The sequence below is a fragment of the Pseudomonas sp. 2024-210 genome, from assembly GCF_045062345.1.
GTDB lineage: Bacteria > Pseudomonadota > Gammaproteobacteria > Pseudomonadales > Pseudomonadaceae > Aquipseudomonas.
In genome coordinates, this window is sequence record NZ_JBJGEJ010000003.1 from 80,731 (window position 1) to 106,841 (window position 26,111).

Consider the following 26,111-nt stretch of genomic DNA (forward strand, 5'->3'; position numbering starts at 1 on the left):
GAAAAAAAGTTCCCAAAAAAAGCTGAAAAAGTCAACAGGTGTAAAAGAAACTACTTAGGCGAAAGCTCACGTAAGTGACGCGCGACTGCAATCCATGCACCGATATACCCTAACAGCACCGCGCCAAGCAAGAGAGATAGACCATCGGCCACCGGCACTCCTGCCAAGGCAAAATTACTGCCATACAAGCCCGCCAAACCGACAACCGCGTCGTTGAGCCAGTTCAAGCCAAAGGCCAAAACGCCCCAGGAAAGCACCCCGGCGCCAAGGCCATAAAGCGCCCCCATATATAGAAACGGCCTACGCACATAGCTATCTGTACCACCGACCAGCTTGATCACTTCGATTTCGATACGACGATTCTCGATATGCAGACGAATCGTATTACCGATCACCAGCAGCAACGCCGAGACCAGCAGCACCGTCAGACCAAATACAAAGCGATCACCCAATTTCAGAATGGCCGCAAGACGCTCGACCCAGACTAGATCAAGTTGCGCCTGTTGCACCTTCGGCAACTCAGAAAGTCGTGTACGCAAGGCTTCAAGGGCAGCTTTATCCACCTCATCCGGGGTCACCAGCACCACTCCCGGCAACGGGTTGTCGGGGAGCTCTTTTAGCGCTTCGCCCAAGCCGGACTGGGCTTGGAACTCTTCGAGGGCTTTGTCTCGGCTGATAAATTCAGCGTCAGCCACCCCGGCCATACCTTTTATCTGATTGCTCAGTTGTTCGCCTTGGTCGTTGCTGGCATCCATCTGCAAATATAACGAAATCTGCGCCGCACGCTGCCAAGAACCGCCCAAGCGTTCCACATTGTTGAGCAACAGCGACAACCCCATGGGCAAGCTCAATGCAACGGCCATCACCAAACAGGTAAAAAAGCTGCCAATCGGCTGTTTGCCCAAGCGGCGCAAGCTGTCGAGCAAGCTGGCGCGATGGGATTCAATCCAGGCACTAAACAGCATGCCGAAACTGGGACCATCGTCCTCGTCATGTTTCTTCTTCGGTGGCTGCGGGTCTGCGGCCTTTGGCGCCACGCGCTCGGAAACCTTGGGGCTGCGAGTCGCACTCATTGCGCAGCCTCCCCGTCACCGATCAAGCGCCCGCGCTGCAACGTCAGCATGCGGTGACGCATGCGGGCGATCAGGGCCAGGTCGTGACTGGCGATAAGCACGCTGGTGCCCAAACGATTAATGTCTTCAAAAACGCCCATGATTTCTGCCGCTAAACGTGGATCCAGGTTGCCGGTGGGTTCATCGGCTAGCAACAATGCTGGACGATGGACGATGGCCCGGGCAATCCCGACGCGTTGTTGTTGGCCTGTGGACAAGTCGCCAGGGTACAAATCGGTTTTATCCGACAGCGCTACGCGCTCCAGCGCGGAATCGACCCGTTTGGCGATTTCGGGCTTTGACAAGCCGAGAATCTGCAGCGGCAAGGCGACGTTATTGAACACAGTGCGATCAAACAGCAGTTGGTGGTTCTGAAACACCACGCCTATCTGACGACGCAAGAAAGGAATCTGTGCATTGCTGATCTGGCCAAGATCCTGCCCCGCCAACAGCAGCTTACCGCTGGTTGGGCGCTCCATCGCCAGCAACAATCGCAGCAACGTACTTTTACCGGCGCCAGAGTGACCGGTCACAAATAGAAATTCACCGCGACGAACCCGGAAACTCAGCTCGTGCAGGCCCACATGTCCATTTGGATAGCGTTTACCGACCTGCTCGAAACGAATCATGGGCGCTCCCGCTCCGCAAACAGAGCCTGGACAAAGGGTTCGGACTCAAAATCACGTAGGTCATCAATGCCTTCGCCGACACCGATATAACGAATCGGAATATTGAACTGCTTAGCCAATGCGAAGATCACCCCGCCTTTGGCCGTGCCATCGAGCTTGGTCAGCGCCAATCCCGTCAGTGCCACAGTCTGGTTAAATTGCTTGGTCTGGCTGATCGCGTTCTGGCCAGTACCGGCATCAAGCACCAGCAACACCTCGTGCGGCGCGTCTTCGTCCAGCTTGCCCATGACCCGGCGAACTTTTTTCAGTTCTTCCATCAGGTTGTCTTTGGTGTGCAAACGCCCGGCGGTATCGGCGATCAGCACGTCAATGCCTCGCGCTTTGGCAGCCTGCACCGCATCAAAAATCACAGAGGCCGAGTCAGCACCTGTGTGCTGGGCAATGACCGGAATGTTGTTGCGTTCACCCCATACCTGCAATTGCTCAACGGCCGCAGCACGGAAGGTATCACCTGCCGCCAGCATGACTTTCTTGCCTTCAAGCTGAAGTTTCTTCGCCAGCTTGCCGATGGTCGTGGTTTTACCCGCACCATTGACGCCCACCACTAAAATGACGAACGGTTTGTTCTGCGCTTCGATTTTCAGTGGCTGCTCGACCGGCTTGAGCATGGCAGCCAGTTCATCCTGCAAAGACTTGTACAACGCATCAGCGTCGGTCAATTGCTTGCGGGCAACCTTTTGCGTCAGATTCTTGATGATGACCGAGGTGGCCTCAACCCCCACGTCTGCCGTCAGCAGGCGGGTTTCGATCTCGTCCAGCAAGTCGTCATCAATGGTTTTTTTGCCCAGGAACAGGCTGGCCATACCTTCGCCAATGCTGGCGCTGGTTTTAGACAAACCTTGTTTGAGACGGGCAAAGAATCCGACTTTAGTTTCAGCCGCCTGGGGCACGGGGGCTGGCGATTCGACAACAGGCGCAACAACCACGGGCTCTGGCACCACCACAGGTGCGACTACAGCAACAGGCTCTGGCTCTGGCTCTGGCTCTGGCTCTGGGGTGACAGCCTCAACAATTAATACGGCCTCCTCAACCACAGGCTCAGGGATAGGCGGCACGATATGCGGCGCCTGCACATCTTCAACCAGTGCAACGGGCTCTTCAGGCACGGGCAATGGCGGCCAGGGCTGTTGCTCGATGGCAGGCGCTGTCACTTCAACCACTTCAGGCGTCGTCTCGACAACCACGTCAGTGGTCTCGATCAACGGCTCAGGCGTGATCTCGGGTGCTGGGACAGGCTGTTCGACGACGGTTTCCTGCGGCTTTCTGCGCAGCCATCCGAACAGGCCTTTTTTCTCACCAGCCGCAGCTGGGTTCTTCTTGTCGTCGTTGGAACCAAACATGGAGGACGGCTATCTCATCGTAGCGACGCGCCACTGTGGCGCCCCGGCAAATAATAATGGGTGTGACAAAGACTGTTTATTTGTCAGCTTGTTCGCATAAAACAAGTTCAGAGGGTCAATAACACCTCTCAAACTTCGCTATAACGCGGATATGCGGAGGAAAAATCGGCAAAAAACCGCAACTTCCCCGGATACCCCCACATTTCTGGACAAGCTCCTATACTGCCCGATCAAACATCGCCTGATCGTCAAAAGCTTGATAGACATGGCCGCCAGTAAAACGGATCAGTATCCTAGCACCTCCTCACCCGCAGACGCTAAGGCCAAGCGGACAGCCCAACAGGTTTAAAAACGAATGAATGCTCTAGCCCGCCGCGCTGCTGGCCTGTTGCTCAGCACAGTTTTAGTTCCGCTTTCGGCCATCGCGGCCGAACCCCAGCCGACCCATGAGTTCAGTCTGGACAATGGTCTTAAAGTCATCGTGCGTGAAGACCACCGCGCACCGGTGGTGGTCTCCCAGGTCTGGTACAAAGTGGGCTCCAGTTATGAGACCCCGGGCAAGACCGGCTTGTCACATGCACTTGAGCACATGATGTTCAAAGGCAGCAACAAGGTCGGCCCCGGCGAGGCCTCGCTGATCCTGCGCGACCTCGGCGCTCAGGAAAACGCCTTCACCAGTGATGACTACACCGCTTACTACCAAGTACTGGCCCGCGACCGTCTGGGCGTTGCCTTTGAGCTCGAAGCCGACCGCATGGCCAGCCTTCGCCTGCCGCCAGAAGAATTCAAGCGCGAGATCGAAGTGATCAAAGAGGAGCGCCGCCTGCGCACCGACGATCAACCGATGAGCAAAGCGTTTGAGCTGTTTTCCGCCATGGCCTTTCCGTCCAGCGGTTATCACACCCCGACCATCGGCTGGATGGTTGACCTGGAGCGCATGAGCGTCGGCGAACTGCGTGCCTGGTATGAAGAGTGGTACGCACCTAACAATGCCACACTGGTGGTGGTAGGTGACGTGACACCGGATGAAGTCAAATCCTTGGCTCAGCGTTACTTCGGCACTGTACCCAAGCGTGAAATCCCTATCGCCAAAATTCCGCTGGAGCTGGCCACCCCCGGCGAGCGCCTGCTTAAGATCCATGTGCAGACCCAGCTGCCAAGCCTGATGCTGGGCTTCAACGTACCCAGCATTGCTACCGCCAAAGACCCAGTGAGCGCCAATGCCCTGCGCCTGATCTCTGCGCTGCTGGACGGTGGCTACAGCGCCCGCATGCCGACCCAATTGGAACGCGGCGAAGAGTTGGTATCCGGTGCGTCTTCCAATTACAACGCATTCACCCGTGGCGACAGCCTGTTTATGCTTTCGGCAATGCCCAACAGCCAGAAAAACGTCACGTTGGCCCAAGCTGAAGCCGGCTTGTGGCGCCTGATTGATGACCTCAAGAAAACTCCGCCTACGGCCGAAGAGCTGGAGCGTGTACGAGCCCAGGTCATTGCCGGGCTGGTCTACGAGCGCGACTCGATTAACAGCCAGGCCACTTCGATCGGCCAGCTCGAAAGCGTCGGTCTGTCATGGAAGCTCATGGACACCGAACTGCAAGACCTGCAAAAGGTGACGCCAGCCGATATTCAACAAGCGGCCCGCACTTACTTCACTCGCGAGCGCCTCAGCGTTGCGCATGTACTGCCTGAGGAGAAAACCCATGAGTGAGCGTAAAGGTCCCCGCTACGCCCTGCTCGGCCTGAGCGCCGCAATTCTGGTCGGAGTGCTTGGCTATTACTTCGCCAACCCCGGTGAGTCGGTGGCCAGCCAGGCTCTCGATCAGGCTAAAACCGAGCACAAGCTCGAATCTCTGAGTGAGCTGGACGGTAAGGCGCCCAGCCATCGCGCCCTGAATGTACAAACCTGGAAAACCGCCGAAGGCTCTAAAGTGCTGTTCGTTGAAGCGCGGCAATTGCCGATGTTCGACGTGCGCCTGACGTTCGCTGCCGGCAGCAGCCAGGACGACAACACGCCTGGTCTGGCCTTGCTGACAAACGCCATGCTCAATGAAGGCGTAGCCGGTAGAGACGTTGGCGCTATCGCACAAGGTTTTGAAGGCTTGGGCGCCGACTTCAGTAATGGCGCCTACCGTGACATGGCCGTTGCCTCATTACGCAGCCTGAGCGATGTGGATAAACGCACCCCCGCGCTGAACCTGTTTGCTGAAGTGGTTGGCAAACCCACCTTCCCGGCCGATTCTCTGGCACGGATTAAAAACCAGTTGCTCGCCAGCTTTGAGTACCAAAAGCAGAACCCCGGAAAACTGGCCAGCGACGAGCTGTTCAAGCGTTTATACGGCAACCATCCGTATGCGCACGCCAGTGATGGCAATGCCGAAAGCATCACCTCAATCACCATCGACCAGCTCAAGGCCTTTCATAACAAGGCCTACACCGCAGGTAATGCTGTGATTGCCATCGTGGGTGATTTGTCTCGCGAAGAGGCCGAGGCTATCGCGGCTCAAATATCTGCCGCGCTGCCAAAAGGCCCTGCAGTCGCCAAAACCGCACAACCGACAGAGCCTAAAGCGGGCCAGACACATATCGAATTCCCGTCCAAACAAACCCACTTGCTGCTCTCGCAGCTGGGCATTGACCGTGATGATCCCGACTATGCGGCCCTGTCACTGGGCAACAGCATCCTGGGTGGCGGTGGTTTCGGTACGCGCTTGATGACTGAAGTGCGTGAAAAACGCGGCCTGACCTATGGCGTGTATTCCAATTTCAGCCCCATGCAAGCGCGTGGCCCGTTCATGATCAATCTGCAAACACGTGCAGAATTGAGTGAAGGCACGCTCAAGCTGGTGCAAGACATTCTGTCTGACTACCTGAAAAACGGTCCGACACAAAAAGAACTCGACGATGCCAAGCGTGAACTGGCTGGCAGCTTCCCGCTGTCCACCGCCAGCAACGCAGCCATCGTCGGCCAACTGGGCGCAATGGGCTTCTACGATTTGCCTTTGGACTATCTCGAAACCTTCATGCAGCAGTCTCAGAACCTGACGAAAGAGCAGGTCAAGGACGCCATGAACAAGCACCTGAGCGCCGACAAAATGGTCGTAGTGACCGCCGGCCCGACTGTGCCGCAAAAACCACTGCCACCTCCTACCGATAAACCTTCAGAGCAACCTCTTGGGGTTCCGGAGCATTAATGGCAAAGCCAAAAAACACATCGCACTCGGGTGCAGGTCAGCTACGCATCATCGGCGGGGAATGGCGCAGCCGCAAGCTCGACTTCCCCCATGTAGAAGGCCTGCGTCCGACGCCGGACCGTGTACGTGAAACCCTGTTCAACTGGCTGGCCCCAACTATCATCGGCGCCAAGGTGCTGGACGTGTTTGCGGGCAGCGGGGCACTGTTTTTCGAAGCACTGTCTCGCGGTGCCGCCAAAGGCGTCGCACTGGACAGCAGCCGCGATGCGATTTCCAATATTCGTGAAAACATGGGCCTGCTGCGTTGTACCGTCGGTGAGGTTCAGCAGACCGATGCGCTGCGCTTTCTGGATGCGACACCGAGCGAGACATTTGATGTCGTATTCCTCGACCCTCCATTCAACAAGGAACTGCTGAAGCCAGCGTGTGACTTGCTGGAACAACGCGGATGGTTGACGGATAACGCCTGGATTTACACAGAAAGCGAACGTCGTCCTTCTGAGCTGGGCCTGCCTGCCAACTGGCGTCTTCACCGCGAGCAAAAAGCCGGGGGCGTAAACTACGCCCTGTGGCTACGCGAAGCGCCGCAATCGACGATTGCCGAGTAACACCGGTACCGCGTGGGGGCTGGCCTGAACGGCTCCCACCGTCTTGTTTGCATCTCCTATATATCTACCGCCCCCCGCTTCAAGTGCTGACGCATCCTGCCTGTTCACTATAAACGGACGTGTTTAAACACTGCCTCGAACAACGGAATGTGAAGAATGACGCTATCTAATCCAAAAGTGACCTGCGAGTTCACCCTCGATAACGGCTTGAAAGTCATAGTGCGTGAAGACCATCGCACGTCTGCGATTTGCTCCACGCTCTTCCATAAAGCGGGCATCCAAAATGAACAACCCAATCAGCGAGGTGTGGCGTATATCACTGGGGGCGCCGCTTTCAAGGATAAAAAACGCGAGCACCAAATAGGTGCTGTGGCCAATGGCTGGCTCGATTACGATGTCAGTACCTACAGCCTCGAAGCCCCTCGCGCTTCCGTTCAGTCTGTTTTGGAGATGCTGGCGGCTAGAATGCAACCGCCCGCTCTGTCACAAGATCGCCTGAAGGTCGGGATCCAGAAAACAAAAGAAATGGAGCTGGCCAATCCCTATTTCAGCTCCAATTTCTGGATAACGCCCGAATTTGAGTCCCTCATATTCCCCCACACAGGCACAGTGTTTAAATTCGGCGATGTCGACCATCTGGATCAACTCACAGTGAGCGATGTGTTGAGCTGGCATAAACATCACTACGCGCCCAACAACTCAATATTGGTGATTGTGGGCGATACCTCGCTTGAAGAAATCCAACCGCTGGTCCAGCAAATCTTTGCCAAAGCCCCGCGACTCAACGATCTCACACCTGCGAATCCGGCACCTGCCCCGATGTACGAAGGTGAGCGCAAAATCACTCAGTTTCTCGATACACCGTTTCCACGGTTGCAAATAGCTATCAACACACCGAGCCTGGCAACCGCCACTGACCCACTTGATATTCCTGCCTTGCATATCATCAGCGCGTTGCTGACCTCGGGCCCAGAGGCCTGGATTCCACATCTCATGATGGATGACAGTGAAGCACTGAGCAGCGTGGTTTCACGCCTGCCGGCCTATCGCCTTGAAGATGACATCCTGTTGATTGCCCTGACCACCAGCGAGCGCAACGTGATGCCTCTGCCGCAAATTCAAGGAAACATACAGGCACTGCTTGAATCGTTGAAAACAACCCAACTCGATGCTCAGACACTGGAATATGGTCGCGCCCAAGCACTGGCTAAGCTCGAAAGTCTGGACACGCTTGAAATACAAGGCTCAATCATTGGCAACCTTGAGGTCATAGGCCAGCCATGGCAACTGATTGACACGCAAGTCCAGGCACTACAGAGCGTGATCGCCAAGGATATTCAACGCGTTGCCACTGCCTGGTTTACACCTGAACGCATGAGCGTGGCGCACATCCTTGCGCGTAAGGATTGATCCTGCGAAGCCGCTAAAGACCGCACTTCACAGCCCTCACAACGCCAACCTGTCCTGATGATCCATTGTCAGGATCTACACCTGCAACACACCCGCCGCCGCAATGCGCGGCTCATGCTGCACCCGCTGATAGCCTTGGCTATCAGCCCAGCAGCCGCTGACACCTCATTGGGCAATGAACCGGCCAACACACTAAATTTGGGCGCCGACCACTCTTGTGGCAACTTATACACAACACCGAATCCGCCGCCCTAATGAGACCCCAAGTGCCCCAATCAGCAAGTCCGACATTGCCGCGTGAACCCTTCGCTCCGGCCTTTGGCCTCGGCAATCCCCATATACAAACCCTTTGGGGTCCACTGTGGCGTACCAAACCGACCGTTGAGCATCAACGTGAACGGCTGTGGCTTGAAGATGGCGACTTTCTCGACCTGGACTGGCTTGGCACGCCATCAGCCTATGCACCGGTGGTGCTGGTGCTGCATGGGCTCACCGGCTCTTCAGGTTCGCACTATGTAGTGGGCCTGCAAACAGCTCTTGCCAAGCGTGGCTGGACCAGCGCGGCCCTGAACTGGCGCGGCTGTTCCGGCGAACCTAACTTGCTGACCCGAAGCTATCACTCGGGCGCCAGCGAAGATCTGGCTGAAGTCGTGGGGCAATTACGGGCCCGGTATCCGCTGGCGCCGCTGTATGCCGTCGGCTATTCATTGGGCGGTAATGTATTGCTCAAATACCTCGGTGAACGTGGCAGTGACAGCGGCCTGCACGGTGCTGTCGCGGTGTCCGTACCTTTTAGGCTTGATCAGTGTGCCGACCGGATTGGTATGGGGTTTTCCAAGGTCTACCAAGCGCATTTCATGCGCGAAATGCTCGACTACCTGAGAAAAAAACAACGCCAGTTCCACCACGACGCCAAACATGAAGGTCTGGCGACCTTGAGCCGGCTGGGAACACCGCAATCACTCGGCAAAATGCGCACTTTCTGGGAGTTTGATGACCGGGTGACAGCGCCACTCAACGGCTATATCAATGTGGCTGACTACTATCGGCGAGCTTCGAGTCGTTATTATCTGAAGTCGATTGAAACACCGACCCTGATCATCCATGCCGAAGACGATCCGTTTGTGTTCAAACACAGCATCCCTGACGCTGATGAGCTGTCAGCCTCCAGCTGCCTGGAGCTGCACGCCCAGGGTGGGCATGTGGGCTTTGTTGAAGGCAGCCCACGCAAACCGGTTTACTACCTTGAAAGACGTATTCCGCAATGGCTGGCCGCGCTACAGGTATAGCGCCGCCACACCACAATCACCCCATAAGCGTTCTTAAGCTCCGGTAGCAATCTCTCGCTGCGGGTCGTTGATCCACTCGCTCCACGAGCCGGCATAGAGCTTACCTACCGGATACCCCGCCAACGCCAATGCAAACAGGTTATGGCACGCGGTGACGCCCGAGCCACAGTAGGCCACCAACTCCTCTGGCGAACGCTCACCCAGTTGCTCGGCAAAACGCTGTTTAAGTTGCTCGGCAGGCAAGAAGCACCCGTTGCTGTGGAGATTTGCGCTGAAGGCTGCGCATTGCGCGCCCGGAATATGCCCGGCAACCGGATCGATAGGCTCAACGTCACCACGAAAACGCGCCTCAGCCCGCGCATCAATCAAGGTCAGCCCAGCACTGCCCAGGCGCTCCAGTAATTGCTCGGCACTGATCAACAAACAGTCATCCGGTTTGCCATTGAAGGAGCCACGTGGCCGTGACACGGCGTCAATACTCAAGGGAAAACCAGCGGCATGCCAAGCCTTGAGCCCGCCATCCAGAATAAATACACCGTCGCGCTTGCCCAGCCACATCAATAACCACCACGCCCGAGCAGCAAAAGCGCCGGGGCCGTCATCATAGAGCACCACATCGCTGTCTTCGTTGATGCCCCACGAGCGCAGTTGCTCGAGCAAGGCCTGAGCGTCGGGCAGCGGGTGACGGCCCGTGACACCTTTGGTTACCGGCCCACTCAAGTCACGCTCCAGATCCGCGTACTGAGCACCTTCAATATGCCCTTCGGCATAGCTGCAACGCCCATAGTCCGGGTCTTCAAGCGCAAAACGGCAATCGAGAATAATCAGGCCGGGCTGCTCTTGACGTTCCTTTAGGGCTTGGGGGCTGATCAATTGCGCAATGGGCATGGTGAACTCCTGTGAAGGGTGAAAGGCGGTTAATAACCGTCCAGCGTGTCTTTAAGCGGGACGTAAAATTCCTTGATGAGCTCATCGACTTCAGCACGGGCGTGTTCGGTGGTAAATCCTGAGGTCAGCTCCAGCACTTGGTACACCCCGCGCTTGAGCGCCTGCTCACTGAGCGAGTCGCTGTTTTCGCGGGTCACACACAGAAAACTGACCCACGAGGTGAGAATAATCCAGGCGTTGAGGGTTAAGGACTCGACTTGCTGCGAGCTCATTCGCAGGATGCCAGCCTCAACAAAATTACTGTAAATAACCTGGGCTCGAGCCAGGCACGCCAATGAAAAGCGGCGGTAACTGGCCGCCAACTCAATGTCACTGCGCAGCAAATGCTCAATATCCCGGTAAATGAAGCGATAGCGCCACATGGCATCCAGCAAATGCTGCAAGTAGTCGCGTTTGTCGGCAATGACCACTCTGCGTCCTTGCGGCGGATGTAGAAAGCCCAGCACCAACGCTTCAAATTCAGCGAACAGCACCGAGATAATCGCCTGTTTATTGGGGAAGTGGTAATACAGATTGCCCGGAGAGATCTCCATATGGGCTGCAATGTGATTGGTACTCACACTTCGCTCACCCAACTGGTTAAACAGCTCCAGACTGGTCTCGACAATACGCTGGCTGGTTTTGATTCGTGCGGTCATGAGCCGGACCTTAATGTATGACGAAATCCATCTTACGACTTAACGGGGCTCGCGATACACCACAGGCACCCATCTCGTTTGACAAGTGTGCCTGCACGACCTAAAAGCAAACGAGCCTAATTAAGTCTGGAGCACGCCATGCCTGTCGTCAGCGCCCTCTATCAAGCGCCTGCTACCTCTATAAGCGAACTCCAGACTCTGCTCGACCGACAACGCCGGGCGTACGGCGCTGATCCATACCCGCCCCTTGAGCATCGCCAGCAATGGTTAAAAAGCCTGCGCCAATTATTAAGTGATGAGCGGGAGGTGTTGATTGACGCCATCAGTCAGGATTTCAGCCATCGCAGCCCGGACGAAACCCTGTTCGCCGAGTTGATGCCAAGCTTGCACGGCATTGATTACACCCTCAAACACCTCAAGCGCTGGATGAAGCCTTCACCCCGGCACGTTGGGGTGATGTTCCAGCCTGCCAGCGCCAAAGTGGTGTATCAACCTTTAGGGGTCATCGGCATTATCGTGCCGTGGAACTATCCGCTGTACCTGGCCATTGGCCCTCTGGTGGGAGCGCTGGCGGCAGGTAACCGGGTCATGCTCAAGCTCAGTGAATACACCCCGGCCACCGGGCATTGGCTCAAAGAGTTGCTGGGGCGCATTTTCCCCGAGGACAGGGTGGCTGTGGTGCTGGGCGAAGCCGATGTGGCCGTCGCCTTCTCAGGGCTTGCGTTTGATCATTTGCTGTTCACCGGTTCTACCCAGGTGGGCAAACAGGTGATGCGAGCGGCCGCAGAAAACCTGACCCCGGTCACGCTGGAGCTGGGCGGTAAATCCCCCGCCATCGTATCGGCAGAAGTACCACTCAAAGAGGCCGCGCAACGCATTGCTTGGGGCAAAACCCTGAATGCCGGGCAAACCTGCATTGCTCCTGATTATGTGCTGGTGCCACATAACAGGGTCGAAGGTTTCGTGGAAGCCTATCGCACGGCGGTTCATGGTTTTTATCCGACCCTGACCGATAATCCGGACTACACCGCCATCATCAACGAGCGGCAAGTGATGCGCCTCGAACATCTGCAAACGGACGCCGAACGTAAAGGCGCCCGGTTGATTACGTTGTATGACCATGGGCAAGGACGGCGTATGCCTCATACGTTATTGCTGGACGTCAGCGACGACATGCAGGTGATGCAGGAAGAAATCTTTGGCCCGCTGCTGCCCATTGTCACGTATCACCGTCTGGACGAAGCGCTGGCCTACATAAATGCCAGACCACGCCCGTTAGCGCTTTATTACTTCGGCTACAACAAGGCGGAACAAGAACACGTCATTCAGCACACCCACTCCGGTGGCGTGTGCATCAACGAGACGCTGCAACACGTGGCCATCGACGACCTGCCATTTGGTGGTGTCGGGCATTCAGGCATGGGTCATTACCACGGTCACGAAGGCTTTTTAACGTTCAGCAAAGCCAAAGGGGTGTTGATTAAACAGCGGTTGAACAGTTCGATGGCGGCCTACCCACCTTATGACAGACAACGGGTGCGACTGGTCCAAAAGCTGTTTATTCGGTAGGCACAGAATCACTCGGCAGCAGCTCTGGCGGCCTATAAGCCCCCGAAAATCTGCGAAAAAGGAGAGTTTTTGCCACGTCTATAGTGCTTTCTTCTGCGAATGGCGACTTGGCCGACCGGTAAGGCTGCGATACCATCCGACTCCCCAACGGATTCCCGCCAGGACGACGCGATGAACCGAGTGTTGTACCCAGGTACATTTGACCCTATTACCAAGGGCCACGGCGATCTGGTCGAACGCGCTTCGCGCCTGTTCGATCACGTGATCATTGCTGTCGCTGCCAGCACCAAAAAAAACCCGCTGTTCCCTCTGGAACAACGTGTGGAGCTGGCTCGTGAAGTCACCAAGCACCTGCCCAATGTTGAGGTAGTCGGCTTTTCGACACTGCTTGCCCACTTCGCCAAAGAACAGAACGCCAATGTGTTTTTGCGTGGATTAAGGGCGGTCTCTGACTTCGAATACGAGTTCCAACTGGCGAACATGAATCGTCAATTGGCCCCGGATGTCGAGAGCCTGTTTCTCACGCCTTCTGAGCGTTATTCGTTTATTTCGTCGACGCTGGTCCGTGAAATTGCGGCATTGGGCGGAGATATCACCAAGTTTGTGCACCCGGTTGTGGCTGACGCCCTGACCGAACGCTTTCGCAAGAAGTAACCGCTGAAGCGGCGCCCGCGTGCACTACGGGCGCCAATGCGGCACAATTGCGCGCATTCGATTTCAGTTGCCCGGGCTGACTGCCCCGGCCGGAGTACCCATGTCCCTGATCATTACCGACGATTGCATTAACTGCGACGTCTGCGAACCCGAGTGTCCGAACGCCGCGATCTCACAGGGTGAAGAGATTTATGTGATCGACCCTAACCTGTGCACCCAGTGCGTAGGCCATTACGATGAGCCGCAATGCCAGCAGGTGTGCCCGGTTGACTGCATCCCGCTGGATGAAGCCCACCCGGAAACCGAAGAGCAGTTGATGGCCAAGTACCGGGCAATCACCGGTAAAGCCTGACGCATCCTGCTTTCGTAGCAGCTGCCGAAGGCTGCGTCCGGCGACGAAGTCGTCGTAAATTCGCAGACTTCGATTTATCAGGCACACCGAGTGCTGGGGTTTTACGATCGCTTCGCAATCGGACGCAGCCTGCGGCAGCTGCTACGGGATGAAATTCTAACGCGGTTACTTTTGGCAACGCGGGCAGAACACGCTGGCGCGCTGGCCCAGTTTGACTTCGCGCAACTCAGTGCCACAGACCTTGCACGGCTCGTGGCCTCGGCCGTACACAAACAGTTCCTGCTGAAAGTATCCTGGCTGGCCGTCACCGCCGATAAAGTCGCGCAAGGTGGTACCACCGCGTTCAATGGCGGCTGCCAGAATCCGCTTGATCTCAATCGCCAGTTTCAAATAACGCGTGCTGGAAATACTGCCCGCCTCGCGGCGCGGGTCAATGCCTGCCGCAAACAACGCTTCGGTCGCGTAAATATTCCCCACCCCCACCACCACGGCGTTATCCATGATGAATGGTTTGACCGCCATCGAGCGTTTGCGCGACATCTGAAACAGCCGGTCACCCTCAAACAGATCGGTCAGCGGCTCTGGCCCTAGCTTTAGCAGCAGCTCGTGGTTGAGTGGGTCAAGGCTCCAGAGCATGGCACCAAAGCGCCGCGGATCGGTGTAGCGCAAGGCCAGCCCCGACTCCAGTTCAATGTCCACATGCTCGTGCTTGGCCGCTGGCAAACCGGCCTCCACCAGACGCAAATTGCCAGACATGCCCAAATGACTGATCAACGTGCCCACCTCAGCGTTGATCAGCAGGTACTTGGCGCGACGCTCGACCTTGATGATCTTCTGCCCCGACAGGCGCACATCCAGATCGTCTGGAATCGGCCAGCGCAGGCGTCTTTCACGCACGATCACCCGGCTGACCCGCTGCCCTTCGAGGTGCGGAGCAATGCCACGGCGGGTTGTTTCGACTTCTGGCAGTTCAGGCATCTAATGCATCCCCAAGTCGCGAATACTTTCTTTCAGGTTGTCAAAGTCGTACTCGGACAGCCCTACGTAATCCAGCACCAAGTGGCTGATGCTGTTCCATTCATGATCATCACGCTGATTACCCAGCACCTTGTGCGAAGCACAAATGTGCTCGGCCATCTTCAAGGTCGCCAGCAGGTTTTTAAGCTGGCTTTGACGTGACGAATCATCGCTGAAAATCGCCAGCGCATTGTGGTGATTGGCAATGGCGTGCGTCAGGTGTTCAGGCAGACGCCAGGACTTGGCCGTGTAGTAGCCCACCACAGCATGGTTGGTGTTGAAGTGCCGATTTTCAATGTCCACCACGCGGCTGTCTGGCCCGGCATCGGCATAGCCCTGTTCCAGCACGCGCATGTAATCGGGGAAACGCTTGAGCATCAGCGGGATGCCGCAATCGTGGAACAAACCTAATGCATAGGCTTCATCCACCGCCTGGGTGCCCGTGCGTTTGGCCAGCGTCATGCTGGTCATGGCCACATCCTGCGCGGAGTCCCAAAAACGGTTGAGGGTCACGATGGTGTCATCACTCATCTCGCCCTTGATCGACTGCGCATTGATCAAATTGATCACGGTACGGCTGCCCAGCAACGTCACAGCCCGACGAATGGAGGCAATTTTATTGGTCAGGCCGTAATACGGCGAGTTGACGATTTTCATCAGCGCACCGGACAACCCCGGGTCTTGAGCGATCAAACCGGCGATCACCTCAAGATCAGGGTCGGGCATGTATTGCTCCATCTGCAAGTCCACCATGATTTGCGGCTGAGGCGGTACGCTGATCCCTTGCAGGGCAACGCTGATCTGTTCGGATGAAAGCTCGGGAGGCATGGGGACTCACTCTGGAATAGCGGGCGATTCTAGCGGAATTCTCTGACCCCGAGGGCAGGTAATCCGACGCAATACCGCGAATCAACTGAGCTTGAAGGCCGTGTCTAGGGCTATAATCGCGCCCTTTTCAATACCCGGAGCGACGTCATGTCCCTGCCAAGCCTGCGCCTTAAAGCCAATGCCGATCGACGCCTGCGCGCCGGCCACTTGTGGGTCTACAGCAACGAAATTGATGTAGCCGCCACCCCACTTCACGGTTTCAAGGCCGGTGATCAGGCGCTGCTCGAAGCAGCCGGTGGCAAGCCACTGGGCATCGTGGCCATGAGCCCGAATAACTTGATCTGTGCGCGTTTGTTGTCGCGTGACGCCAAACTGCCTTTGGACAAATCGCTGTTGGTACACCGCCTCAACGTGGCCTTGTCTCTGCGCGAGCGACTGTTCGACAAGCCTTTCTACCGCCTGGTGTACGGCGATTCCGATTTGCTGCCGGGTCTGGTGGTTGATCGTTTCGGCGACATTCTGGTGGTGCAACTGGCTTCTGCCACGATGGAGCAGCACAAAGCTGACGTGATCGCAGCACTGGTTCAAGTGATCAAGCCAAGCGGCATTCTGTTCAAGAACGACTCAGCCGCCCGTGACGCGGAAGGCCTGGAGCGCTATGTTGAAACCGTCTTCGGCCTGGTGCCGGAGTGGGTGGCGCTGGAAGAGAACGGCGTGAAGTTCGAAGCGCCGGTGATCGCCGGCCAGAAAACCGGCTGGTTCTACGACCACCGCATGAACCGCGCGCGTCTGGCCCCTTACGTTAAAGGCAAACGCGTTCTGGACTTGTACAGCTACATCGGCGGCTGGGGAATTCAAGCCGCGGCCTTCGGCGCCAGCGAAGTCTTCTGTGTAGACGCCTCGTCGTTTGCACTGGACGGTGTTGAACGCAATGCTGCACTGAACGGCTTTGCCGAGAAAGTGACCTGCATGGAAGGTGACGTGTTTGAAGCCCTCAAAGAGTTGAAAGCCAACGAAGAGCGTTTCGACGTGATCGTGGCCGATCCGCCTGCCTTCATTAAGCGCAAGAAAGACATCAAAAACGGCGAAGGTGCCTATCGCCGCCTGAACGAGCAAGCCATGCGTCTGCTCAACAAGGACGGGATTCTGGTCAGTGCTTCGTGCTCGATGCATTTGCCTGAGGATGACCTGCAAAACATCCTGTTGACCAGCGCTCGCCACCTGGATCGCAACATGCAGTTGCTGGAGCGCGGCGGCCAAGGCCCGGATCACCCGGTGCACCCGGCCATTGCTGAAACCCGTTACATCAAGAGCATCACCTGCCGTTTGCTGCCTAACAGCTAAGCTGTCGGGTTCGCCGCAAAACCCTTGTGGTAGCGAAGCTGAAAACAATGTAGCCGCTGCCGAAGGCTGCGATGGGCTGCGAAGCAGCTCTGAAGGCTCTTCGAGGCCTTATCGCAGCCTGCGCCAGCGGCTACCTGTTTATTGTCGATCCACCCTTGGGCTCAGCTCGACGCCCCCCATCTCCAACGATTGATAACGCGGCTTCACCACCTTCGCTTTCCCTTCCCGGATCAGCTCAATCAGTTCCAGCGGATTGCCGTCGACCTCAAACATGCCCGCGAGCTGCCATTTGCCCTGATCATCGCGTTTGAAGAAGTACAAGGGGCCAGACCACTTCTGCTTGGGCACCTGCAGCACTTCGTTTTGCCCATCCTGATCCAGATCGACTGCCCACATCGCGCACCCTGGAAACAGGCACAGATGGCCTGGTATTCCCCGCGTTTCGAACTGCTCACTGCCGTCCACGGCAGGCCCGATCCACTCCAGAAACCTGTCCTTCGAGGCGCGTGCGCCCTGATCGGTTTTCACTTCCTTGAGTCGCTTCAACAACACCTGCCGTGCAGGCTCAACCAGCACCTCGCCTTGTTCGACTTGGGCTAATAAAGCTTCATACGCCTGCTTGCCCGGCAAGCCCAATTGATAGCGCAACGTGTGGGCATCGAAGGCATCAACCGCCGTTTTACCGCTCAGCAAGCGCTGCACCTGATTCTTCGCACTGATCTGTAGCGGGCTGAACCAAGGCGTATGGATTGCCAGTAACACCACCACGCACACCAGTGCGATCCATGGATTGCTGACACGCAAACTGCCCAACCAATTGGATCGCGACGCAAACACGGCCCAGGCCGCAGCGACACTATGGGCAAAGACCACCAGCACCAGCAGCATCGCCAACATACGGCTCGGGGTCAGGCCATATTGCTCAATTCGCAACCAGCTCGAATACCCTGCCAGCATCACGAGTACAGGCAAACACAGCAGGCACAGATCAACCATGCGCACCAGCCACAACGGGTAACCACTGCTTTGATGCCCGTCCTGAAATACACCGTTGAGAAAGAACAGATTGACCGCCACCAGACACAGCATGATCGGCGTCGAATAACCCGTATCCCATATCGGCTCCAGCCCGGTGAAGGGCAACGCGCAGATAAAAACAATGGCGATCATCGAACTGAAGGGCAGCAAAAAGCGGCAAAGCGTGAGCAAAATACCGCGCAGCAGGCCAATCACCCGATCATTCTCACGACCCATGTGCAGGCCCAGCGCGAACACCATCATTGAACTGACGCAGATAAACCCGGTGGTTGAGAACAGATTATTCAGCGCGACCACTCCGAGCATCTTGAACAAGCTGCCCCACAACAGCAGAAGCGCCCAAAATACGGCATTCAGCAGCAAGCCCAGCAACACAATAAATACCGTGTCCCAGGCATTGCGAAACAAGTCTTCGTAACGCGGGAAAGCCCCTTCACGGGTGGGCCAACTGAGGATAAACACCGTCACGATGTAGGTAATGACCACCGAAAAAAACAGCCAACTGCCTTCCAGCCAATTATTGGAGCGCCAAAGCTCTCCACCGTCTTGGAACACCCAAGCGCTTATAGCCGTCATCAGCAGGGTAAAAGCAGCCACCAGCCAAATCGTGCCCCGCTGGAAAATACTCCCCCCCAGCAATATCAAATTAATACCACCCACCAGGGTGAAGGCGATCAAGGCATGTTTGAGACTCGCCCCGCCAAGATTGCTGGCCAGCCACAGTAAAAGCCCTTGGACTAAGCCAACGGCCAGACACGTATAAACGGATCGGTTTAACGTGAGCATTCAGAATCCCTGCTGAAAAAAATTATCCCTCACTCTATCGCCTGAATGTCGATAACAGCTAGGGCCTGCAGGAAAACCTCCAGACATCCGGTCTAGAGAGCGGCAAGGACGATAAAAGTATTTTCTTACAGAAATACAGGCACGGACCTACCTAATAGCGCGTTGAAAAAGTCCACATCGAGGGCAACACTGCCAGCCTTAATCAAAACCGGGACTGTCCGTGCACCCTTCTCCTGAAAACACCTCAAAACGCCGCGCCGCGATTGTTCTTCTCATGAGTATGGTGCTGCTCGCGGTCTTCCCGCTGGATGTGGTACTCCCGTCTTTCTTCGCACTCTCGAATCATTTCAATCGTTCGCAAAGCGATATCGCCTTCTCTGTCAGCCTGTTCGCCATCGTTATCTCCCTCTCACAATTACTGATTGGTCCGCTATCGGACAGGTTGGGGCGCAAAAAGCTGCTGCTAGCTGGCATGGTTGTCGCGATTATCGGCGCTGTCGGCTGTGTACTGGCGACCCACTTCACGGCATTTTTGTTGTTCAGGTGCATTCAAGCACTCGGTTGCGGTGTTTTTGTGCTGGCACAGGCACTGGTACAAGACCTCTTTATCGACAAACAACGTGACCAGTTGCGTATCGCGATGATCACTGCCAGCGGCCTGTTTATTTCACTTTCGCCTTTGGCCGGCACGTTGCTGCAACAGGTTTTTGATTGGCCCGGCAGCTTCTGGGTATTTGTTGTTCTGGCCTCGGTGGTATTTACCAAAGCCGTGTTCTTTCTGGATAACCCAGCCCCGGCCCAACACGTTTCACACGGCATTGTGCAGTCGTACTGGCTCGTGTGCCGCGACCCGGTTTTTATCGGTTACTGGCTCATCTCCGGCTTCGCTTTTGCCTGCCACTTCTCTTTCATCGTCATGTCACCGTTGTTGTTGATGGCGCATTTGCACCTGTCGCCCTACGCGTACTCACTGGTGTTGTTGATGTATGGCATGGCCTACCTGGGCGGGGGCCTTGTTGCGCAACTGATAAGCAACCGGCTGGCAGCCTCCACTCAAATTACCGCTGGACTGTTGCTGATAATGACTGCCGGCCTGTTAATGCTGGCTCTCTCAAGCACCACGGGCCTGTCGGCAGTGAAAGTGTTGGTGCCGATGATGATCTGTACAGTGGGCATCACCATTATTCGGCCAATCGCCACGTCAAAAGCGATGGACGTATTCCCCAAGCATGCGGGTACGGCCGCTTCGATGGGTGGGCTGCTGGTTTTGGCGTGCGCAGGGACCATCAGCGCACTCGTGAATCTCAGCGCCACAGACCTGCAAATCACATTGGCCATTTGCTTTCTTGTGCTTAGCACCGTCTCTTTGATCGTGCACTTCCTGATTAACCGCCGATCTGCCGCCCTGCTGCCCGAGTAAACCCTTTGTACTCAGGGCAGAGGGTTGCCCCATTCCTTCCCGTCGCCAGCCGTGTAGAATCGACGCATTCATCGCCAATCATCCCCGGCGGGTTTATGAGCTCAAGCCCAAGCGCGCGGCGATCCCGCAGCGTTCACGGCAACTCGCGGATACGTGGTCATTTTCTGTGTGATCCGCCAGTCATTAGAAGCTCACTTCCCTGTTTGTTACCTGATTAGCCGCCCGGAGTTGCTCCATGCCTGACTATCGTTCGAAAACCTCCACCCACGGCCGTAATATGGCCGGTGCCCGCGCTTTGTGGCGCGCCACGGGGATGAAAGATGCCGACTTCAAGAAGCCGATCATCGCCATTGCCAACTCCTTTACCCAGTTCGTACCCGGCCACGTCCACCTCAAAGACATGGGACAACTGGTGGCCCGCGAGATCGAACGCGCCGGCGGCGTTGCCAAAGAATTCAACACCATTGCCGTCGACGACGGCATCGCCATGGGCCATGACGGCATGCTCTATTCGCTGCCGAGCCGCGAGATCATCGCTGACTCCGTGGAGTACATGGTCAACGCCCACTGCGCCGATGCCATCGTGTGCATCTCCAACTGCGACAAAATCACCCCTGGTATGCTGATGGCCTCGTTGCGCCTCAACATTCCGGTGATTTTCGTCTCGGGCGGGCCGATGGAAGCGGGCAAAACCAAGCTGGCCAGCCACGGCCTCGACCTGGTAGACGCCATGGTGATCGCCGCCGACTCCAGCGCTTCTGACGAGAAGGTTGCCGAGTACGAACGCAGCGCTTGCCCGACCTGCGGTTCGTGCTCCGGCATGTTCACCGCTAACTCGATGAACTGCCTGACCGAAGCCCTTGGCCTGGCCTTGCCCGGCAACGGTTCGGCACTGGCTACCCACAGCGACCGCGAGCAATTGTTCCTGCAAGCTGGGCGCACCATCGTTGATCTGTGCCGCCAGTACTACATCGAGAACGACGATTCTGTTCTGCCGCGCAACATTGCCAATTTCAAGGCGTTCGAAAACGCCATGACGCTGGATATCGCCATGGGCGGTTCGACCAACACCATCCTGCACTTGCTGGCCGCTGCCCAAGAGGCCGAAATCGACTTCGACCTCAAAGACATCGACCGCCTGTCACGTCATGTACCGCAGCTGTGCAAAGTGGCGCCGAACATCCAGAAGTACCACATGGAAGACGTGCACCGCGCTGGGGGTATCTTCTCTATTCTGGGTTCGCTGGCCCGTGGTGGCCTGCTGCACACCGAACTGCCGACCGTACACAGCAAGACCATGGCCGAAGGCATCGCCAAGTGGGACATCACCCAGACTGACGACGAAGCCGTGCACACCTTCTTCAAGGCAGGCCCGGCCGGTATCCCGACGCAAACAGCCTTCAGCCAGTCGACCCGTTGGGAAACTCTGGACGACGACCGCGAAAACGGCTGTATCCGCAGTGTTGAACACGCCTACTCGCAAGAAGGCGGCCTGGCTGTGCTGTACGGCAACATCGCGCTGGATGGCTGCGTGGTCAAAACCGCAGGTGTCGACGAGTCGATCCACGTATTCGAAGGCAACGCCAAAATCTTTGAAAGCCAAGACAGCGCCGTGCGCGGCATTTTGGCTGACGAAGTGCAGGCCGGTGACATCGTGATCATCCGTTACGAAGGTCCAAAAGGCGGCCCTGGCATGCAAGAAATGCTTTACCCAACCTCGTACCTGAAGTCCAAAGGCCTGGGCAAAGCCTGTGCCCTGCTGACCGATGGTCGTTTCTCGGGTGGCACATCAGGCCTGTCTATCGGCCACGCTTCCCCAGAAGCCGCTGCCGGCGGTGCGATTGGTCTGGTGCAAGACGGCGACAAAGTGCTGATCGACATTCCGAACCGTTCGATCAACCTGCTGATCAGCGACGAAGAAATGGCAGCGCGTCGTGCCGAGCAAGACAAGAAAGGCTGGAAGCCGGTAGAAGTGCGCCCGCGCAAAGTCACCACGGCACTCAAGGCCTACGCTTTGTTGGCTACCAGCGCTGACAAGGGCGCTGTACGTGACAAGGCGCTGCTGGACAAGCTCGTTCCTTAAGCGGCAAGGCTCACGCGGCAAGTCGCAAGTTGAAGCAGACCGAGCTGTTCAACTTGTCGCTTGCCGCTTTGTAGCTCAAAGCTGCCCCTTCTCGCTTATTCCCAAAACCTAGGTCTCCATTCCACATCGGTATATTTGTCGATATATCAACCTGTTAGGATTTCCTGTTCGCAATTGTTGCATCCAAAGACTGGTACAAGTCGCCCCTCGGAGCTTTCATGAATTTCCCGCTGATCCTTAATCTGCTGGTGTTCCTCGCGTTGCTGTTCGGCTTGTCGCTGACCCGCCACACCGCGTGGAGCCTGGCAAAAAAAGTCTTGCTGGCGCTGGTACTTGGCGTGTTGTTCGGCCTAGGCCTGCACCTTATTTACGGGGGCGATAACCCGACCCTGAAAACGTCCATCGGCTGGTTCGACCTGGTCGGCAGTGGCTACGTGCAACTGCTGCAAATGATCGTGATCCCGCTGGTGTTTGCCTCGATCCTCAGTGCGGTCGCCCGACTGCACAACGCCTCTTCTCTAGGCAAGATCAGCTTTCTGACCATCGGCACACTGCTGTTCACCACCATGATTGCAGCGCTGGTGGGTATCGGCCTGACCAACCTGTTCGGCCTGACTGCCGAAGGCTTGGTGGCGGGTGCTGCAGAAATGAGCCGCCTGAACATCATCCAGAATGAGTACGCCGGTAAAGTGGCGGACTTGAATGTGCCGCAGTTGTTGCTGTCGTTTATCCCGCAAAACCCGTTTGCAGACCTGGCCCGTGCCAAGCCGACCTCGATCATCAGTGTGGTGATCTTCGCTGCTTTCCTGGGCGTCGCCGCGTTGCAGTTGTTCAAGGACGAGCCGGAAAAAGGCAGCAAAGTGCTGAACGCCATCGACACCCTGCAAGCTTGGGTGATGCGCCTTGTACGTCTGGTCATGAAGCTGACCCCGTACGGCGTGTTGGCATTGATGACCAAAGTGGTGGCCATGTCCAACCTGCAAGACATCATCAAACTCGGCAGTTTTGTGGTGGTGTCCTACATCGGTCTGGCTGTGATGTTTGTGATTCACGGCATGATTGTGTCGTTTGCCGGTATTAGCCCGCTGCGCTTCTTCCGCAAAGTATGGCCGGTGCTGACGTTTGCCTTCACCAGCCGTTCCAGTGCAGCGAGTATTCCGCTGAGTATCGAAGCACAAACCCGCCGCTTGGGGATCCCGTCCTCGATCGCCAGCTTTGCTGCCTCGTTTGGCGCCACCATTGGTCAAAACGGCTGTGCAGGCCTGTACCCGGCAATGTTGGCGGTGATGGTTGCTCCGACTGTGGGCATCAACCCGCTGGACCCGGTGTGGATCGCCACGCTGGTAGCCATTGTGACCTTGAGCTCGGCCGGTGTGGCGGGCGTGGGTGGCGGTGCAACCTTTGCCGCATTGATCGTACTGCCGGCGATGGGCTTACCGGTGTCGTTGGTGGCGCTGTTGATTTCGGTTGAGCCGTTGATCGACATGGGCCGCACAGCGCTGAACGTTAGCGGTGCAATGGTAGCCGGCACCGTGACCAGCCAGATCATGCACGAGACTGACAAGGCTGTATTAGCTGAAGACGATCACGGCGATTTGGCCCACGCGTAAACACTTTGCCCTCACCTCAACGCTCTCCCAGTGGGCATAGGCGGCGATCTTTTAAAGATAAAAGATCCCCGTCTGCGCCAGCTTTACAAAAGTGGGATGGTCGAGCCACAGCGAGGCACCGAGTGGAGGGGCAGGGACCTTTTGGTTTCTTTTGGGCCCTTCCAAAAGGGACGTGCCGTAAAGGCGCAACCTTAAGTAGCCGTGACCGCAGCAACGGATATGTCCCCAGCTTACAAAGGCTTAATGCACCACTTCAGAGTGGTCTAGATACCCATGCCCTGTGGGAGAGGGTCAAGTTTAGGCAGGCTTCTTAAGCGCCAGCAATCGACGCAATTCAGCCAGCGCAGGCGCCGTATCAGGACGCACGCCGCGCCACAGGTAGAAGGCTTCTGCGGCCTGTTCTGCCAGCATCCCCAAACCATCCATGACCTTGCCCGCGCCCTGCTCGCCCGCCCATACACAAAACGGCGTTGGCGCGCTTCCATACATCATGTCGTAGCACAGGGTTTTACCCGGCTCGATCAAGCTGCTGGCAATCGGCGGCACTTCACCGGCCAAGCTGGCTGACGTGGCATTGATGATCAGATCAACCGGCTCATGCAACCAGTCAAAACCACTGGCAGCTACCGACCCCAGATCACTGAACAGCTCGGCCAGCACTTCGGCTTTTTCCACGGTACGGTTGGCAATGGTGACCGCCGCAGGCCCTTCGGCCAGAATCGGCTCCAGCGCCCCGCGTACAGCGCCGCCTGCTCCCAGAATCAGAATACGTTTGCCCTTGAGGCTGAAACCGGCGTTCACGGTTAAATCACGCACCAGGCCAGCACCGTCGGTGTTATCGCCCAGCAAGCGGCCGTCTACCAGCTTGCTCAAGGTATTGACCGCGCCCGCGCGCTGCGCCCTTGCGGTCAACTGATCAGCCAAACGGTAGGCGTCTTCCTTGAAGGGCACGGTGACATTGGCGCCGCGCCCTTTTTCGAAAAAGGCCCGGGCGCAACCGGAAAAATCGTCCAGCGGCGCCAGCAAGGTGTCGTACTGCATGGCTTGGGCGGTTTGTTCGGCAAACAAGCGGTGGAGCACGGGGGATTTGCTGTGAGCAATCGGGTTGCCGAAAACGACGTAACGGTCCATCACGCTCGCTCCTCAGCCAACCAGTCGCGGTCTTGCAGGAAGTAATCGGTCAAACGCGCCTCCTCGCTACCCGGCAGCGCTTTCCAGTCATAACCCCAGCGCACTTGCGGCGGCAATGACATCAGGATCGATTCGGTGCGCCCCCCCGATTGCAGGCCGAACAGCGTGCCACGGTCGTACACCAGGTTGAATTCGACGTAACGGCCACGGCGGTATTCCTGAAATTCACGCTGTTGCGCGGTGAATTCGGTGGCTTTGCGGCGCTGAACAATCGGTAAGTAGGCGTCGATGTAGGCGTCACCAATCGCGCGAATAAAAGCGAAGCAGGTGTCGAAATCCCATTCGTTCAAGTCATCAAAGAACAAGCCACCAATACCGCGCGGCTCGTTGCGATGTTTGATGTGGAAGTAGCTGTCGCACCAAGCCTTGTAGCGCGGGTACACGTCAGCGCCGAACGGTGCACAGGCTTGCTCGGCTACGCGGTGCCAGTGCACACAGTCTTCTTCGACGGCGTAATAAGGCGTGAGGTCGAAGCCGCCGCCAAACCACCAGACCGGTTCTTCGCCCTCTTTTTCCGCGATGAAAAAACGTACGTTGGCGTGGGAGGTTGGCACATGCGGGTTGTGTGGGTGAATCACCAGCGACACGCCCAGGGCCTCAAAACCGCGACCTGCCAGCTCCGGGCGGTGGGCACTGGCAGAAGGCGGCAGGCCGCTGCCGAACACGTGGGAAAAATTTACGCCGCCTTTTTCAATGACGTTGCCGTCTGCGATCACGCGGGTACGGCCACCGCCGCCCGCCGGGCGTTCCCAGGCGTCTTCGATAAAATGGGCGCCGCCGTCTTCAATGTGCATCGCGTTGCAAATGCGGTCTTGAAGGTCGAGCAGGTAGGCTTTAACGGCCTCGGTGCGAGTAGTCATGACATCACCTTAAAATCGGGCAAAGCGACGCGGCACGCCGCTCAGAGCGGGGCCGGCGGCAAAGAAACGGGAACAGACCCTAGCATATCACCGCATAAAGCTTCGCCGCAGTTGACGAAGATCACGCCAGA

At 56.8% G+C, this 26,111-nt stretch carries 22 protein-coding genes; 12 read left to right on the forward strand and 10 right to left on the reverse strand.

What is annotated here, in order from left to right:
• Positions 1 to 50: 50 nt before the first annotated feature.
• The 3 genes from ftsX to ftsY are packed head-to-tail and all read right to left on the reverse strand — an operon-like array spanning position 51 to position 3,141.
• A complete protein-coding gene (gene ftsX, locus ACI7MX_RS05030; RefSeq protein ID WP_314492794.1) occupies positions 51 to 1,073 on the reverse strand; it encodes a permease-like cell division protein FtsX in 1,023 nt (340 codons plus the stop codon).
• Positions 1,070 to 1,741, reverse strand: coding sequence for a cell division ATP-binding protein FtsE (gene ftsE, locus ACI7MX_RS05035; protein WP_122785508.1), 672 nt, complete (start codon positions 1,739 to 1,741; stop codon positions 1,070 to 1,072). Before ftsE ends, ftsX begins: the two co-directional genes overlap by 4 nt.
• Positions 1,738 to 3,141 carry a signal recognition particle-docking protein FtsY gene (gene ftsY, locus ACI7MX_RS05040; protein ID WP_314492803.1) on the reverse strand — a complete coding sequence of 468 codons (1,404 nt, stop codon included), beginning with the start codon at positions 3,139 to 3,141 and terminating at the stop codon, positions 1,738 to 1,740. Before ftsY ends, ftsE begins: the two co-directional genes overlap by 4 nt.
• Positions 3,142 to 3,496: 355 nt before the next feature.
• Here ftsY and ACI7MX_RS05045 point away from each other — a divergent pair, with 355 nt between their 5' ends.
• The 5 genes from ACI7MX_RS05045 (at position 3,497) to ACI7MX_RS05065 (ending at position 9,642) form a co-directional block, all read left to right on the forward strand.
• A complete protein-coding gene (locus ACI7MX_RS05045) occupies positions 3,497 to 4,852 on the forward strand; it encodes a pitrilysin family protein (RefSeq protein WP_314486786.1) in 1,356 nt (451 codons plus the stop codon).
• Positions 4,845 to 6,335, forward strand: a complete 1,491-nt coding sequence (locus ACI7MX_RS05050; protein WP_405584431.1) for a M16 family metallopeptidase — start codon at positions 4,845 to 4,847, stop codon at positions 6,333 to 6,335. Before ACI7MX_RS05045 ends, ACI7MX_RS05050 begins: the two co-directional genes overlap by 8 nt.
• A complete protein-coding gene (gene rsmD / locus ACI7MX_RS05055) occupies positions 6,335 to 6,943 on the forward strand; it encodes a 16S rRNA (guanine(966)-N(2))-methyltransferase RsmD (protein WP_314486784.1) in 609 nt (202 codons plus the stop codon). The genes ACI7MX_RS05050 and rsmD overlap by 1 nt, the downstream gene beginning before the upstream one ends.
• A 156-nt stretch (positions 6,944 to 7,099) precedes the next feature.
• Positions 7,100 to 8,353 carry a M16 family metallopeptidase gene (locus ACI7MX_RS05060; protein WP_405584428.1) on the forward strand — a complete coding sequence of 418 codons (1,254 nt, stop codon included), beginning with the start codon at positions 7,100 to 7,102 and terminating at the stop codon, positions 8,351 to 8,353.
• Positions 8,354 to 8,619: 266 nt separating this feature from the next.
• Positions 8,620 to 9,642, forward strand: a complete 1,023-nt coding sequence (locus ACI7MX_RS05065; protein WP_405634555.1) for a hydrolase — start codon at positions 8,620 to 8,622, stop codon at positions 9,640 to 9,642.
• Positions 9,643 to 9,675: 33 nt separating this feature from the next.
• Here ACI7MX_RS05065 and ACI7MX_RS05070 read toward each other — a convergent pair whose 3' ends face one another.
• Positions 9,676 to 10,530, reverse strand: a complete 855-nt coding sequence (locus ACI7MX_RS05070; RefSeq protein WP_405584422.1) for a sulfurtransferase — start codon at positions 10,528 to 10,530, stop codon at positions 9,676 to 9,678.
• Positions 10,531 to 10,559: 29 nt separating this feature from the next.
• Entirely contained in the window at positions 10,560 to 11,228 is a 669-nt protein-coding gene (locus ACI7MX_RS05075; protein WP_405584419.1) for a TetR/AcrR family transcriptional regulator, read from the reverse strand.
• 138 nt (positions 11,229 to 11,366) lie between these two features.
• Between ACI7MX_RS05075 and ACI7MX_RS05080 the strand changes: the two genes are divergently transcribed.
• The 3 genes from ACI7MX_RS05080 to ACI7MX_RS05090 all read left to right on the forward strand — a co-directional run bounded on the left by ACI7MX_RS05080 (position 11,367) and on the right by ACI7MX_RS05090 (position 13,803).
• Positions 11,367 to 12,797 (forward strand): coniferyl aldehyde dehydrogenase, encoded by a 1,431-nt coding sequence (locus tag ACI7MX_RS05080; RefSeq protein WP_314486775.1) that lies wholly within the window; start codon positions 11,367 to 11,369, stop codon positions 12,795 to 12,797.
• A gap of 171 nt (positions 12,798 to 12,968) precedes the next feature.
• On the forward strand, positions 12,969 to 13,451 hold the full coding sequence (gene coaD, locus ACI7MX_RS05085) for a pantetheine-phosphate adenylyltransferase (protein ID WP_016782612.1): 483 nt from the start codon (positions 12,969 to 12,971) through the stop codon (positions 13,449 to 13,451).
• Between the two features lie 100 nt (positions 13,452 to 13,551).
• Positions 13,552 to 13,803, forward strand: a complete 252-nt coding sequence (locus tag ACI7MX_RS05090; protein WP_122785518.1) for a YfhL family 4Fe-4S dicluster ferredoxin — start codon at positions 13,552 to 13,554, stop codon at positions 13,801 to 13,803.
• 165 nt (positions 13,804 to 13,968) lie between these two features.
• Here the strand turns inward: ACI7MX_RS05090 and mutM are convergent, their stop codons facing one another.
• Both mutM and ACI7MX_RS05100 read right to left on the reverse strand, forming a co-directional pair.
• Positions 13,969 to 14,781 carry a bifunctional DNA-formamidopyrimidine glycosylase/DNA-(apurinic or apyrimidinic site) lyase gene (gene mutM / locus ACI7MX_RS05095; protein ID WP_405584414.1) on the reverse strand — a complete coding sequence of 271 codons (813 nt, stop codon included), beginning with the start codon at positions 14,779 to 14,781 and terminating at the stop codon, positions 13,969 to 13,971.
• A complete protein-coding gene (locus ACI7MX_RS05100) occupies positions 14,782 to 15,648 on the reverse strand; it encodes an HDOD domain-containing protein (protein ID WP_314486770.1) in 867 nt (288 codons plus the stop codon).
• 147 nt (positions 15,649 to 15,795) lie between these two features.
• Here ACI7MX_RS05100 and ACI7MX_RS05105 point away from each other — a divergent pair, with 147 nt between their 5' ends.
• A complete protein-coding gene (locus tag ACI7MX_RS05105; protein ID WP_314486768.1) occupies positions 15,796 to 16,992 on the forward strand; it encodes a class I SAM-dependent rRNA methyltransferase in 1,197 nt (398 codons plus the stop codon).
• A gap of 138 nt (positions 16,993 to 17,130) precedes the next feature.
• Here the strand turns inward: ACI7MX_RS05105 and ACI7MX_RS05110 are convergent, their stop codons facing one another.
• Positions 17,131 to 18,816 carry a DUF4153 domain-containing protein gene (locus ACI7MX_RS05110; RefSeq protein WP_405584409.1) on the reverse strand — a complete coding sequence of 562 codons (1,686 nt, stop codon included), beginning with the start codon at positions 18,814 to 18,816 and terminating at the stop codon, positions 17,131 to 17,133.
• Positions 18,817 to 19,090: 274 nt separating this feature from the next.
• Here ACI7MX_RS05110 and ACI7MX_RS05115 point away from each other — a divergent pair, with 274 nt between their 5' ends.
• From ACI7MX_RS05115 to ACI7MX_RS05125, 3 genes are all read left to right on the forward strand, one after another.
• On the forward strand, positions 19,091 to 20,236 hold the full coding sequence (locus tag ACI7MX_RS05115) for an MFS transporter (RefSeq protein ID WP_314486764.1): 1,146 nt from the start codon (positions 19,091 to 19,093) through the stop codon (positions 20,234 to 20,236).
• A gap of 235 nt (positions 20,237 to 20,471) precedes the next feature.
• Positions 20,472 to 22,319 carry a dihydroxy-acid dehydratase gene (ilvD, locus tag ACI7MX_RS05120; protein ID WP_405584406.1) on the forward strand — a complete coding sequence of 616 codons (1,848 nt, stop codon included), beginning with the start codon at positions 20,472 to 20,474 and terminating at the stop codon, positions 22,317 to 22,319.
• A 218-nt stretch (positions 22,320 to 22,537) separates the two neighbouring features.
• On the forward strand, positions 22,538 to 23,929 hold the full coding sequence (locus ACI7MX_RS05125; RefSeq protein ID WP_314486760.1) for an L-cystine transporter: 1,392 nt from the start codon (positions 22,538 to 22,540) through the stop codon (positions 23,927 to 23,929).
• 297 nt (positions 23,930 to 24,226) lie between these two features.
• Here ACI7MX_RS05125 and aroE read toward each other — a convergent pair whose 3' ends face one another.
• Together aroE and hemF are read right to left on the reverse strand one after the other, a co-directional pair.
• Complete coding sequence (aroE, locus tag ACI7MX_RS05130) at positions 24,227 to 25,060, reverse strand: shikimate dehydrogenase (protein ID WP_405584403.1); 834 nt, start codon at positions 25,058 to 25,060, stop codon at positions 24,227 to 24,229.
• Positions 25,060 to 25,980, reverse strand: coding sequence for an oxygen-dependent coproporphyrinogen oxidase (hemF, locus tag ACI7MX_RS05135; RefSeq protein WP_314486756.1), 921 nt, complete (start codon positions 25,978 to 25,980; stop codon positions 25,060 to 25,062). Before hemF ends, aroE begins: the two co-directional genes overlap by 1 nt.
• Positions 25,981 to 26,111: the final 131 nt, after the last annotated feature.